Source organism: Microcoleus sp. Pol12B4 (assembly GCF_036701385.1).
Lineage (GTDB): Bacteria > Cyanobacteriota > Cyanobacteriia > Cyanobacteriales > Microcoleaceae > Microcoleus.
On sequence record NZ_JAUBQR010000169.1, the window covers coordinates 1 to 14,298 of the forward strand.

The 14,298-nt window shown below is 46.1% G+C and carries 11 protein-coding genes and 1 pseudogene; 9 read left to right on the forward strand and 3 right to left on the reverse strand.

The genetic code is table 11. From position 1 onward, the window contains the following. From QUA38_RS20900 to QUA38_RS20910, 3 genes are all read right to left on the reverse strand, one after another. Positions 1-248: cation-transporting P-type ATPase (locus tag QUA38_RS20900; protein WP_333165115.1), on the reverse strand; the 248-nt coding region annotated here is incomplete at its 3' end. A gap of 177 nt (positions 249-425) precedes the next feature. Then, positions 426-656 carry a hypothetical protein gene (locus tag QUA38_RS20905; RefSeq protein ID WP_333165117.1) on the reverse strand — a complete coding sequence of 77 codons (231 nt, stop codon included), beginning with the start codon at positions 654-656 and terminating at the stop codon, positions 426-428. A gap of 8 nt (positions 657-664) precedes the next feature. Continuing rightward, on the reverse strand, positions 665-997 hold the full coding sequence (locus QUA38_RS20910) for a hypothetical protein (protein ID WP_333165119.1): 333 nt from the start codon (positions 995-997) through the stop codon (positions 665-667). A gap of 611 nt (positions 998-1,608) precedes the next feature. Between QUA38_RS20910 and QUA38_RS20915 the strand changes: the two are divergent. From QUA38_RS20915 to QUA38_RS20955, 9 genes and pseudogenes are all read left to right on the forward strand, one after another. Then, positions 1,609-2,316, forward strand: a pseudogene (locus tag QUA38_RS20915) (IS1 family transposase). Positions 2,317-2,594: 278 nt separating this feature from the next. Next, on the forward strand, positions 2,595-2,855 hold the full coding sequence (locus QUA38_RS20920; RefSeq protein WP_333165121.1) for a hypothetical protein: 261 nt from the start codon (positions 2,595-2,597) through the stop codon (positions 2,853-2,855). A 65-nt stretch (positions 2,856-2,920) separates the two neighbouring features. Continuing rightward, positions 2,921-4,261, forward strand: coding sequence for an ABC transporter substrate-binding protein (locus QUA38_RS20925; RefSeq protein WP_333165123.1), 1,341 nt, complete (start codon positions 2,921-2,923; stop codon positions 4,259-4,261). A gap of 563 nt (positions 4,262-4,824) precedes the next feature. Next, a complete protein-coding gene (locus tag QUA38_RS20930; protein WP_333165125.1) occupies positions 4,825-7,338 on the forward strand; it encodes an MASE1 domain-containing protein in 2,514 nt (837 codons plus the stop codon). Positions 7,339-8,181: 843 nt separating this feature from the next. Beyond that, positions 8,182-11,907 carry a response regulator gene (locus tag QUA38_RS20935; RefSeq protein ID WP_333165127.1) on the forward strand — a complete coding sequence of 1,242 codons (3,726 nt, stop codon included), beginning with the start codon at positions 8,182-8,184 and terminating at the stop codon, positions 11,905-11,907. Further along, positions 11,900-12,274, forward strand: a complete 375-nt coding sequence (locus QUA38_RS20940) for a response regulator (RefSeq protein WP_333151004.1) — start codon at positions 11,900-11,902, stop codon at positions 12,272-12,274. The genes QUA38_RS20935 and QUA38_RS20940 overlap by 8 nt, the downstream gene beginning before the upstream one ends. Next, a complete protein-coding gene (locus QUA38_RS20945) occupies positions 12,271-13,329 on the forward strand; it encodes an adenylate/guanylate cyclase domain-containing protein (protein ID WP_333165129.1) in 1,059 nt (352 codons plus the stop codon). Before QUA38_RS20940 ends, QUA38_RS20945 begins: the two co-directional genes overlap by 4 nt. Before the next feature lie 84 nt (positions 13,330-13,413). Then, the gene (locus QUA38_RS20950) at positions 13,414-13,932 is read left to right on the forward strand and encodes a Ycf51 family protein (protein ID WP_333165131.1); all 519 of its coding nucleotides are present in this window, start codon (positions 13,414-13,416) and stop codon (positions 13,930-13,932) included. Between the two features lie 170 nt (positions 13,933-14,102). After that, positions 14,103-14,267 (forward strand): hypothetical protein, encoded by a 165-nt coding sequence (locus QUA38_RS20955; protein WP_333165133.1) that lies wholly within the window; start codon positions 14,103-14,105, stop codon positions 14,265-14,267. The last annotated feature ends 31 nt before the right edge of the window (positions 14,268-14,298 follow it).

Sequence of the window (14,298 nt, forward strand, 5' to 3'; positions counted from 1 at the left end):
AATTGAGGGGTTCCCGAAATGAATGCCAAAATCCCTGCCACCCATAGCAGCAGGGCCATAAAGTGCCTTAACTGATCAGTAAATCTCAGCCACAGAGGGCGATGTGCCGGTTCGGGCAACTCATTCGTGCCAAATTTTACGAGTCGATCGAAAGCTTGCTCATCAGATAACCCCTTGTCGCTGATTTCAAAGGATTGATATACATCTTCTGGTGATAGGGTCCAAATTGGTTGATGCGATACTGCCATACATCCCCACCCTAGAAATAGTTAATGCAATCATTCTTGGCATATTTTCCGACGGATTTGCGTAAACTTAATTTTTCTTACAATATCTCTCCGATTGAACTGCCACTGTGCAGATGATTTCTATGTTTTTAATACTGATAATATAGCCTCAATAAGCTTAACAATATCGTCACTGCATTATACTTGAATTTTGGAGAGTAAATGCACTGATATAGCTGGAATCTGTAGTTGCGCTTTTAAATTTTTTTCACTATGTAACCCATCTAAAATGTTTTTAATTTCAAGCCAGATATCTGAAAGCTTATAAGTTTTTTTTTCTAGTGGACGGACAGGAAAAATCTCATACAAGTGAGAATCATCTGCTTGATGAATTATCTTCACAATTGCAAATAAACTTTTTTGTTCCAACTTTTTAGCTATCTATTCAGCTTGAAAATTACTGTATTATCTGAGATAAAGCTTCCGTGCAAAAGGTCATTTCTAACTTTGATCAACAAAGGAATACCTTCAGTTTCCATGTATTTTTTCCAGTCAATACTTAAGTCATTCACGAAGAATCGGATGCCTGTTGGAAGGGCTGGTGTCCTGCTATCACTGGAAGGTTGAAGCTTGTCAAGAAGCTTACCAAGCTTTTTATGGTCAGATAGAAGTTGATTTTCTTGTGAACATCCATCTATTAGCTTTGAACGTCCGTCTATTTCCCACAACCAGTAGGAATAAAAGTATTCGATTGCAGAATATGCTGCCATAAATTTTAATTCGACAGTAGATTCGTAAACAGTTATTTTTAAATGTCCTATTCCCCTGCTAAGTTGCTTACTTAAAGGACAACATTCTAGCAATGAAGTGACATTACCTAGAAAATGAATACCTTGAGTAGGCAAATATTGGCTAATTTGTGGTATTATGCGTTTCTCCCAAATAGGAATTATCTGACCTGAAATATATTGATTTTGAGGCCAGATTGAATAATCATAATAGATTGGTAAGATTTCACGGTCGCAGACAATACTGAGAACAGCACAAACATCATTAATAACATTTCCTAAATGCCTAGCTAAAGAAACTTTAATTTATTGGTACTCACGGATCATCAGATTAGTTATATGATAATTTTTAAGGGAATTCTAATATCTATAAAACTAAGGTGGCATAGAGTATATATATTTTTTGTGTAGAACACATTGTGGTTTTTATAAGTAATATACTTCTTCCCGCACTTGACTTCATAAGCTTAGTTTAAGGCACAATAAAAACTTCGCTTCTCTGCTGTGGTATCGGCATCAGGCGTTGCTGAGTCAAGGTATGATCAAGAGAGAGAGAGAAATGAATCAAAGTAACTAACCGCAAGTTAAAATCTATGGAATGTATTGAATGTAAGTCAACTCACGTCAATAAAAAAGGCAAACAGAACTATATTTGTGTCGATGGTGGTCGGCAATTCCTAGACTGCTATCAAACCCATCAAAGTTATGCTCCTGAAATCAAACAGGAATGCCTCAAAATGTATGTCAATGGTATGGAATTTCGAGCCATAGAGAGAGTCAAAGGTGTGCATCATACAACAATTATTAATTGGGTTAAGCAGGTGGGAGCATTACTGCCAACGGCTTACGACCCAGAGATAATTCCAGAGGTAAGAGAACTAGATGAATTAGAAATATTTATTGGCTCAAAAAAAACAAAATGTGGTTGTCCACAGCAGTAAACCACTTCAAACCAGCTATTTGAGGATGGGTTTTAGGAGACCATGATGCCCAAACATTTAAACCTTTATGGGAGCTAGTTGAGCAATGGAGATGCTATTTTTATGTAACGGACGGTGGGAAAGTTTATCCCATGTTTATTCCAGATGGTAACCCAATTATTTGTAAAACTTATATGACCATAGTGGAAGGTGAAAATACAAGACTCAGACATTCTTTGGCTCGATTGAAGAGAAAAACTTTTTGTTATTCTAGCATCAGAAGAAATACTCAAACATTTAATTTTTTTACTAATTCACTATTTCAAATTCTCGGACGTTTCCATTCCATATTCAAGTAATCATTTAGATACTCGGATTTGAACGCTATTCGACCTGAACCGCCAGCAGCAAGCTTCCTAATTATACCTCAATTCAGCAACGCCAGTCGCCACTAACCTCGATTCAAAAATACTTACCGAGAAGATACCACCAACTGCTATTTTAGTAAGAGTAGATGCTCCTTATACTGGTCAGTCACTCTTAGCAAAAGGAGACAAAGCACCCGGATGCTTTCATCATGTCACCATCAACAGCAATGCAAATTTTTTTTTTTAGCCAATTCTGCTAAAATTTTAGCGCGACCAGGTTATCTTGCATACATGAACTGCACTTCTTCAACCGCAGAAAACGAACAAGTCAGCGAATGGCTGTTAAGCAAATTCCCCGAATTTGGGCCAGTCACTGTTCCTCATTTAGAAAAATATCTATCGCACCTGACAGAAATTCCTTGCTATCGGATGTGGCCGCAAGATAAACTAGGAGCAGGAGCTTTCACCGTTTTGTTTCAAAACACCTCGGATGGAGAGAGAAATCAGCTACCAGCAGATTTTCGAGATTTAGCTCATTTTACCAACTTCTAACTATCCGCGTGCATCCGCGTTCATCTCCGGTTAAAAAAAAATTCTTTCATTAATCCAGCTAAAAAATGATTTTATCCAAATTATCCAAAACAATTAATATGAAACTAAAACTAGCTTTCGTCATTTTACTGATCGTAAATTTGCTAATATTAAGCGGCTGTCAAAATAGCACTACCCCAACCTCAAGAAACGGCGAACCGATCGAACTCACGCTCTGGCACGGCATCAATCCTCCACCAAATCGCGACGTATTTCAAACCCTCACAGACCAATTCAACAAAACCCATCCCAACATCCAGGTTAAACCAGTTTATATAGGTCAGCCAGACCAACAACTGCCCAAAATACTAACAGCAATAGTTGGAAATGCACCGCCGGATTTGCTTTGGAATGCTGCCACAATTTCAGGAAAACTCGCAGAACTCAACGCAATTCAACCCTTAGAAAACTGGCTCAATAAATCGCCCCGGAAAGCGGAAATCTACCCGGCACTGTTCGAGTCAATGGAACTCGGCGGACACACTTGGTCAGTTCCTCTAGGGACAAACAACGTCGCCATATTTTACCGTCCCAGCTTATTTGCAGCAGCAGGAATCAAAGAAGTACCTCAGAATTGGACGCAATTAAAGCAAGTAGCCCGATCGCTCACCCGAGACACCAACGGAGACGGCCGCCCAGACCAACACGGCATAGTGCTCCCCCTAGGCAAGGGAGAATGGACAGTATTTACCTGGCTGCCTTTTATGTTCAGCGCAGGCGGCGAACTCAAAGGCGAAATACCTCAAAGTCCTGTACCCCAAATAGATAATCCCGGTTCTCACGCCGCCTTAGAATTGTGGACCGACTTGTTAACAGAAGGTTCAGCAATATTGTCAGCACCCGAACGCGGTTACGAACTCGACAACTTCATCGCCGGCAAAGTCGCCATGCAAATCACCGGGCCATGGACGCTAGCACAGTTGCAGCAAAGCGCGATCGACTACGCAGCAATGCCTTTACCGATTCTCAAACGCCCCGCAGCCGTCGTAGGGGGTGAAAACCTATTTTTAATGAAAACCTCGCCAGAACGAGAGCGAGCAGCCCTAGTATTCTTAGAATACGTTATAGGTGAAGAATTCCAAACAGCATGGGCATTGGGAACAGGTTATTTGCCCATTAACTTAAAATCGAGACAGAGCCAAGCTTATCAAAGCTTTGTGGAAAAAAACTCTGTTTTGCGAGTATTTTTAGAACAAATGAACTCAGCCAGAGCGCGACCCATTATATCAGGTTACTCCCGCCTGTCAGAAAACCTTGGTCGCGCCATAGAGGCAACCCTTCTGGGCCGCAACCCCCAAGACGCTCTTAAAGAATCTCAAGAGCGTTTGACACTAACCTTAGATATTGCAACAGCCAAAGAGAAATAGACAATAAAAATATTTTTTATTGTCTGTAAATTATCCGCTTTCACTGTATTCGAGCGAAAGACTGAAAGCCTAGATTGATTGGTTAAAAATCTAGTGAAAATCACTACCGCCTGCACTTCTAATCAGAAACCGTGTTGCTGGCGCCAAACTGACGTAAAAACAGAGATTTTACGTCGCTCTTATTTGTATTTTAGGTATGGTAGGTATTATCGATCATGATGCAAGATGTTACGGTGAATAGAGTTAGGCTCCCCAGACACAAAAAGACACCAGCTCTCGCTCGGTAATAAATTTTTAACAAAAACCAAAAATTTACAAACCAATTGCTTAGCCATTAGAGATATATTTACAAAAAAGCGATACTCCCGAAATTCATGGGCAGATTTGAGGGAACAAAAAAACCGCTCCCTCAATGGCACCACAAAAAGTTAGCTCAAAAGCTTCTCCCACTACCTACCACCCATGACCTACCATCACCTAATAGAAACATTTTCTCTACCCCGTGCCTGTCCCGTGCCACCTACTAAGATCCCAACAACCGTCCACCTTTTCCCCAAACGACCATGCAGACAAAGTTCCTTAATGCAATCAAAGGACATTCCTGGCGGTACTTCCTCGCAGTAGGCGCGATAGCCCTGGTCTACTATTGGGCGTCGCAATTCGCCATTTCCACCCTCACCCTCAGTTCAGAAATTTACCCGATGTGGCCAGCCGCAGGAATTGCCCAAGTCGCCCTGCTGCTGTTTGGGCGACAACTGTGGCCGGGAATCACTATCGGAGGCTTCCTGTTCAGCATGAGCGTACCGTCGGCAAACATCAGCACGGCATTGATCTCGGCAGGCGCCAGAACCCTGCAAGCGTGGACGGGAACTTATCTACTCCAGGGTATTAACTTTAGCGCCAGGCTCGATCGGCTCAAAGACGTTTTAGGAATAGTCGGACTAGCAGCCTTGGGATCTACCCTGATCAACTCCACCATTGGCAGCATCGTCGTATGCCTGACCGGTTTATCTAGCTGGAGCAATTTTGGCACGATTTGGGGAACTTGGTGGGTGGGAGACGCTATGGGAATTGTGCTCGTTGCCCCGCTGCTACTGACGTGGCAACAATTGCCCAAAGTCCCCACCCATCGTAAACAGATAGCTGAACGAGCGATTTGGCTGCTGCTGCTACTAGCACTAGGCTGGCTCGTCTTCTGCTCCCGCACCCGCGCCGCCTACGCCCGCTATCCCCTCGAATACTTACCATTTCCGCTCGTAGTTTGGGCTGCCTTTCGATTCGGTCAACGCTACACGGCCCTCTCCAACCTTATCCTCTGCGGTTTCGCAATCTGGGGTATCGCCCGAGGCAGCGGCCCCTTCCTCAAACACGCCAGCAGTATCCCCCAAGCACTGTTATCCCTGCAAGCCTTCATCGCCGTTATCGCCGTCACCGGCTTAGTCTTAGCTGCCACCGTCGCTGAACGCCACCAAGCAGAAGCCTCCCTGCGCGCCAGCGAAGCCAGCCTCGCTAACGCCCAACGCATCGCCCAGCTAGGCAACTGGGACTTAGACCGCAACGCCCAGCAATTGCGGTGGTCAGAGGAAATTTACCGCATCTTGGGACAGGAACCGGGAACTTTTGAACCCAGCCTGGAAGCCTTCTTGGAATACGTGCACCCTGAAGACAGAGAATTAGTCAAAACCTCGATCGAAGCCGCTTTATTTCAGCAACAGCCTTACAGCATCGACTACAGGCTCATACTCCCCGACGGCAGTAAGCGCACAGTCTACGAACAAGCCGCCGTCACCTCCCTCTACATCACCAGCACCGTCCAAGACATCACAGACAGAAAGCAAGCCGAAGCCGCCCTGCGTTCTTCAGAAGAAAGATTTTCCAAGGCTTTTCACGCCTCCCCAGTCGGAATCAGCATCTGCACCCTCACAGACGGATGCTTCCTCGATGCCAACGAAAGCTTTTTGCGCTCATTAGGCTGGTTGCGGCATGAATTTATCGGCCGCACCGCCAACGACTTAGGAATATTCGTCAATTCAGAAGACGGGGGGCGGCTCGCCCAGATTTTGCAATCACAAAATTCGATCAGCAACCAAGAAATCAAAATTCGCACCAAAGCCGGCGAAGTGCGCGACTGGCTGCTGTCAGTGGAACTCATCCACCTCGGCAGCACTCAGTGCGTTTTAATCATGACCACCGACATAACCGAACGCTTGCGTTCCGAAGAATTCCGTCGGGCCGCAGTAGCCGCCGAAGCTGCAAATCGCTCGAAAAGCATTTTTCTCGCCAACATGAGTCACGAACTCAGAACCCCCCTCAACGCCATCATCGGCTACAGCGAGATCCTCCAAGAAGACGCCCGAGACCTCGGTGCCGAAGAGTTCATCGACGACCTCCAGAGAATTAACACGGCCGGTCAGCACCTACTCGCGCTGATTAAAGATATTCTCGACTTGACCAAAATAGAAGCAGGGCGCACCGACTTGCACATCGAAACATTCACCATTTCAACTCTGGTTGAGCAAGTAGTAACCACGATCGCGCCGATGGCAGACAAAAATAGCAATATCCTAGAAATACAATGCCCCGATGATATTGGCTCGATGCAGACCGACTTGACTAAACTCCGGCAGTCTCTGCTCAACATCCTCAGCAATGCCGCGAAATTTACTTGCTCCGGCGCGATTACCTTCGCCGTTACCCGATCCGTCGAAACCCCCGCCGACGCTGCAAAGAAAGGCAAAAAACTTGGAGCGTATAGAGGAGGTGGTCAAGCTGAAAATAGCTTGTCTCTCTTATCTCCCGCTCAAGATTGGATCATTTTTACGGTCAAAGATACCGGCATTGGCATGAGTCCCGAACAGTTAGCCAGAATCTTTGAGCCTTTCACGCAAGCCGATTCTTCAACTACTAAAAAGTACGGCGGCACTGGCTTGGGGCTGACGATTACTAAGAAATTCTGCGAAATGATGGGCGGAGACATTAATGCATTAAGCGAGTTGGATAAAGGTTCTACTTTTACCATTCGGCTGCCAGCTATTTTCACAGACCTTTCGATCTCAACCGAAAAGTCTGACGACTAATATTTTTTTTACAGCTATTTTCGATGCCTGTAACTTTTGTTTACCTCTGCAATTGGCTGATTATTTCGCTAGCAGAGCGGGAAATTTCGCACATAATTCCTCACATATAAATTTAGTTTTTTAGAAATTTTTATATATAGTAATTTTAGGTTATTAGTAAGAATAATCCCCCACCCCAATCCTACCCGTATCCTTCTGAGGTAATAATAAATTTCCCAATAATTGAGAATTGCTATAGAGGTAGAAGATTAGGGCGGGTTAAATCACCCTAATTAATTTATGAGTAAATAGGAACAGTGCTGAAATCGTTTCCGCTGGCATGGGAATAATAAATTTTCCTGTCCAGTAGCCGCGGACGCGATCTTTTTTTAGCGGCAACCTAGTTTTTGAGGCTAAGTTCACTTGATTAATATTCCGAACAGTTTTTCTATAGCCCAAGGACTGATTCTCGCTTGACATTGATTGACTGTGGATAATTCAATCAATGTCATCTCCACCCTGGTCTTGAATTTAATTCGACTTTTTTATGAGCCTTGCCCTGTAAAGCTTGTAGTATCGTTGCCAAAACTTTCCTGAGTATTGACTTGATAAGATGATATTATTATTTTTGATCGTGCTGCCGACATTCAGAGGATTAGTTAGTTGACTAACCTTAAAAGTTCGGAGAATTTATAATTGGCGCAGTTTGAAAGATTTTGGAGAGGAGACATGATCTCTCGGCTTCTCAATAAAACCTGTGATAGACTTCGATCCCGTACTTGTCCCCAAACGGTATACCTACGTATATATACTATTAATTAAAAAGATATACTGTAGAAAGTTGCTTACAAAGCGCCAGAAAATATGCACCCCCACCTCCAGCGCCAACTCGAACAGCTCGGTTTAGTCGGCGAGTCTCCCCCTCCCACTGCTGAGCAGTGGCAGCTTTTATTAGAGCAGGTAAGTTGTAGCTATGACGGAGTTCAGAGTCAGGAAGAACTTCATCAGGAAGATTGTTTTAACTTGGAGACGGTGGCGTTAAAGGATTTAACTGACTCGCCCCAGTCCCCTCAAGACTCTCCAACAGCTTCAGAATTCGATCGACTGCGGGCGATTGTCAACAGTTTGGGGGCGGGATTGTGTATCCTTGACGCGAAGGGCTGTGTAATCTCCGTGAATGCAGAGGCCGAACGGTTGCTGGGGTGGCGAGAATCGGAACTTGCAGGCGTTTCTCTGTTAGAGCGCATCGGGAAGCAAAATAAAGGCAATAAATCCCAAGTTTTGACGGCTCCGAAACAGTCGCCCAGCAAGAGTGAAGAGGCGACGATCGCATCTACACTAGATTTACAAGAGGCGATCGCTTCCAGTCAACCTTCCAGCAATTGGGAGGACGAGTTTTTGTGTCGCGATGGCAAGATTTTACCAGTTTCCTATTTTTTCCATCCCGCAGTTGAGAGCAGCGAAATATCAGTCTTGGTGTTTTTTGACATTTTTGAGATTAGAGAACACAAGCAATCGCTCTCCATACTGCAAGCAGTTCTAAAATCTACAGATGCAGGAATTCTGGCGGTTGACAAAAACGGCAATATATGTAATTATAATCAGAAATTTCTAGAGATGTGGGGTTTGTCCGCCAGCCAAGGAACGTTGAGCCGATCGACCTTCGGCACACTCAAAAACACGCTCAAAACAGGATTCCCCTTCGCCAGGGAACAATTAAAAGACCCGGAAATATTTCTCCAAAACGTGATCAAAGTGTCGGCAGATCCAGATACTCAAATCAGCGACTTACTAGAATTTAAAGACGGAAAAATTATTGAATTAAATTCGTTGCCATCAAAAGTCGGAGCGAAAACAGTCGGTAGAGTCTGGAGCTTTCGAGACGTTACCGAACTCAAAAAACTAGAACAATCTTTGCAGTATCGAATAGAATTCGCTCAGTTGATTGCCCGTTTGTCAACCCATTTCATCAGCCAGCCCTTATCAGAAATAGACAAATGCATCGATCAAACCCTAGAAGCGATCGCCACCTTGAGCGGGTTTGACCGCAGTTACATCTACCTGTTATCAGAAGACAAAACCCGCGTTGACAAAACCTACGAGTGGTGCGGCGAAAGCATTCCGGCACTTAAAAACAGCACCTACAAACAAATAGACATCGCACAAATCCCTTGGATCGCAGAAAAACTCGATCGCGCCGAATGCCTCTATATTCCAGAAATCGGCGAACTCCCGCCCCCGGCCCAAGCCGAAATTGCCTATTTTATCGGTCAAAATCCAGCCCAATTCGACACAGACTCCCCATCCCAAACAGTCAATCAAACAGCAACCGCCTCAATACTTTCGATTGGCGCTTCCCTCAAAAATTTAGAATTACAAAAACAGCGAAAAAATATCCAATCGCTGATAATTATTCCCCTAATTTGTAGTAAAAACCTAGTAGGATTTCTCGGATTCGATTTCGATGGCTTAAAGCAAACAGCAAGTCGAGCAACGGAAATATCCACACAGCTAAAAATGGTAGGAGAAATGCTCGCCAATGTCCTAGAGCGTAAGCGAGCAGAAGCAGCTTTGAGACAATCCGAAACAAAATACCGCAGCATCTTTGAAAACGCAGTCGAAGGCATATTCCAGACAACGCCGACCGGGCACTACCTCAGCGGCAATCGCGCACTAGCCCGAATTTACGGCTACGAATCCTGTACCCAAATGCTCGCCGAACTCACCGATATCAACCGTCAATTTTACGTTAATCCCAATCGGCGCGCCGAGTTTATGACCCAATTGGGCGCGCGCGGCCAATTGTCAAAATTTGAATCCCAAATATACCGCCGAGACGGTAGCACAATCTGGATTTCCGAAAACGCGCGCAGCATTTGCGACGAAAACGGCAGCGTTTTGTACTACGAAGGCACAGTCCAAGACATCACCGATCGCAAACAGGCAGAATCCGCCATGCAGTTGGCCCTAGAAGCAGCAGAATCAGCCAACCGGGCAAAAAGCACATTTCTCGCCAACATGAGCCACGAACTTCGCACACCCCTCAATGCCATCATCGGCTACAGCGAAATGCTTAAAGAAGAAGCCGAAGAATTGGGCAGTTGCGAATCCGTCCCCGACCTCGAAAAAATCTGCAGCGCCGGCAAACACCTGCTGTCCCTGATTGACGACATCCTAGATATTTCTAAAATTGAAGCAGGCCGAATGGATCTCTACTTAGAAACATTCGACATTCATACCTTAATTGAAAGTGCTGTTGCCACGGCCAGGCCGCTGGTCGAGAAAAACGGTAATACCCTAGAAGTGTACTGTCCAGACAACCTCGACACCATGCACGCGGACATGACAAAAGTGCGGCAAGTGCTGCTTAATTTGCTCAGCAACGCTGCCAAGTTCACACAAAACGGGAAAATTGCGATCGGAGTGGAAAGAATTAAAAATGAACAATTAAAAATGAAAAATCAAGAGGAATCTTCCGAAATTTTAATTTCCAACTCCGAATTTTTAAGTTTCCGCGTCGCCGACACCGGCATCGGCATGACACAAGAGCAATTGCAGCGAGTTTTCCAACCTTTCACCCAAGGTGATGCCTCGACTACCCGCGAGTACGGTGGCACCGGTTTGGGACTAGCAATCAGCCAGCGCTTCTGTCAAATGATGGGCGGCAGCATTGAGGTCAGCAGCACCTTGGGCTCCGGCACCACTTTCACCGTGCTCTTGCCCAAAGCCATCACACATCCGGAAATCCCCAACAAAGTCCACGACAGCATTAGCCCTCCCGATGCCCCCGCTGTCGGCACGGTGCTGGTAGTTGACGACGACCCGATCTCGCGGGATTTAATCGAGCGCGCCCTCAGTCGCCAAGGACTGCACGTAGAAGTCGCCGGCGGTGGCGAGCAAGCTCTCCGGCTCGCTAAGCAACTACGGCCAGACGCCATCACCCTGGATGTGATCATGCCCGGAATGGACGGCTGGGCGGTACTCTCAGCGCTGAAGGCAGACCCTGACCTTGCCGAAATTCCCGTAATCCTGCTATCCTTTGTGGGCAACAAAAGCCTCGGCTTTGCATTGGGTGCCTCGGACTACCTCACCAAACCAGTGGACGGCAAACGGCTGGCTGCCTTGTTGAACAAGTACCGACGCGACCAAGACGGCGTTGCAAGTAACAATTTGACCTGTCAGATTCTAATTGTGGAAGACGACGTTGCTACGCGCGAAATACTGCGATGCGTACTAGAAACACAAGGCTGGGCAGTAACGGAAGCTGACAGCGGACGCGCTGCTCTCGATCGGCTAAAAGTTGCTCGCCCGCACCTGATATTACTGGATTTGATGTTGCCAGAAATTGATGGTTTTGAGTTGATCGGGGAAATTCGCAAATCCCATTCAGGAGATCCTATACCGATTGTTGTGATCACGGGGAAAAACTTGACACCGGCCGAAAGCCAGCAGCTAAACGGCTACGTCGAGCGGGTGCTACAAAAGGGAGTCTACAGTTGCGATAGTTTGTTGCGCGATGTTCGCTCTATAGTCAATGACAGGTTCGATCGCAGGTACGACTCGAAAGGCAAGGAGAACACCAATGGCTAAAATCCTGTTGGTCGAAGATAACGAAATGAACAGGGATATGCTTTCCAGGCGTCTAGCCCGCAAGGGACACGAGGTCTTTATTGCTGTTGACGGTGCTGAAGGGGTGTCGATGGCCCTGGCGAAAGTACCGGATTTGATTCTGATGGATATGAGTCTGCCAGTCCTCGACGGGTGGCAAGCAACCCAGCAAATTAAGGCTGCTCCTGAAACGAGCGCGATTCCGGTGATTGCGCTGACGGCTCATGCAATGGCGGGCGATCGTGAAAAGTGTCTGGCCGCCGGCTGCAACGACTACGACACCAAACCGGTCGAGTTTCCGCGACTTTTGAGTAAAATTGAAACGCTTCTGAAAGAGGCTATGACATGAAAGGTGACGAGGGCAGCGTGCTGGTTGTTGACGACAATGAGGTAAACCGCGATTTGCTCGCCCGCCGACTTCAGCGTCAAGGTCACGCGGTGAGTGTTGCTGAAGATGGTCTCCAAGCTCTGGAAATGTTGCGAACAGAGCCTTTTGATTTGGTTCTTCTAGACATTATGATGCCGCAAATGAACGGCTATCAGGTGCTGGAAAATCTGAAGGCGGACGAGAAGTTGCGCTACATCCCGGTGATTATGATTTCGGCGGTGGACGATATCGACAGTATCGTCAGGTGTATTGAGTTGGGGGCGGAGGATTATCTTTCTAAACCGTTCAATCCGGTATTGCTCAAGGCTCGGATTAGCGCTTGTCTGGAAAAGAAGCGCCTGCGGGATAAGGAACAGGCGTATTTACATGAGTTGGCCCAAGAAAAGGAAAAGTCCGAGCGTTTGCTGTTAAATATTTTACCGAGGGCGATCGCGCAGCGCCTGAAACACGGGGAAATTACGATCGCAGACAGTTTCGCCGAGGTAACAGTGATGTTTGCCGATTTGGTCGGTTTTACTAAGCTTTCGTCTCATTTATCGCCGGCCCAATTGGTGGAGTTGCTCAACGAGATTTTTTCGGCTTTTGACGAGTTGGCCGAGCGCTACGGACTTGAGAAAATTAAGACGATCGGCGATGCTTATATGGTGGTTGGCGGTTTGCCCACGCCCAGCGACGACCACGCCGAGTCGATCGCCGAAATGGCGCTGGAAATTCAAGCAGCAATGACTAAGATACGTACCAAGGGAGGTCAGCCGCTCAGCATTCGCATCGGCATCCACACAGGCCCGGTAGAAGCTGGGGTAATCGGTACTAAAAAATTTACTTACGATTTGTGGGGAGATACGGTAAATACAGCTTCCCGGATGGAATCTCAAGGCGTCCCCGGCAGCATTCAAGTGACAGTTGCTACCTACGAACGCCTGCGGGATAAGTACGTTTTTGAGGAGCGCGGCGTGATTCCAGTGAAGGGCAAAGGCGATATGATGACTTATCTGCTTATGGGCCGAAACGCTTAATTAATCATTGGGCATTGGGCATCGGGTAGCGGTAACTAATATCAACAGTCAACAGTCAACAGTCAACAGTCAACAAATCATCAAATGAGCGTAAATTCTAACCTTTTAATGTACGCCCAATGGGCGGCAATTCTGACAGTAGCTTTGGCTATTTTAACAGTTATAGCATTTATCTTCAAATGGGGTTTTCGCTTCCGATTGGTAGGAGTGACAAGCTTTATGGGAGTAATTGCTGCGAGTATATTCGGTCTGGGTTTGGGACTGTTTTCCCGTACAGAAATTCCTGGTGCGGTGCGCTATTCTTTAGTTTACGATACTGGCGGCGCTCAAACAGTAGTTACTGTGCCACCTACGATCACGGAATCGGAATTAGAAGCAACGATGCAGCAAGCGGCTGCGGATTTGTACTCTCCAGGGCGCTCTGGGCGGGGCAGAGACTACATGACTATCCGAGTTCGTACAGTTGTACATCCAGAGCCTGGACTGTCGCAGCCGCTGTTTTTGGGCGAAGTGAGGCGATCGCTCGCGACTCGTTATGATGAGAAAATGGCGATCGAAATCTTCCCCGAAAAAGTTGCTCTTCTGAAAAAATATCAAGCTTAAAAATAGGGTGCAGCAGCATTCTTAGGACTTACGCATCGGAGATCAGAAACCGGGTTTTTTACAAAAATACTTCGTTGTAACGCGCAGATTCGGTAAAAAATCCGGTTTCTTTGGTCGTAGTGCGTAAGTGCTGAAAAAATAATTTAAAACTATAAAAATAATATCAAATTATGACTCAAGAGTCAGAAAAATTACTAACAAACCTCTACAATGCTTTTGACCCATTCTATCCTTTACCAGCAGGAGATCCGCAGTATGTTGACTGTCGGGAAGTGCGAGGAGATGGCGATATTACAGCGTTTTCCGCTGTTATGAGGTACAATAGCAACAGTTAGCAAACCAATTTCTTAAATGCTGAGGATTTAT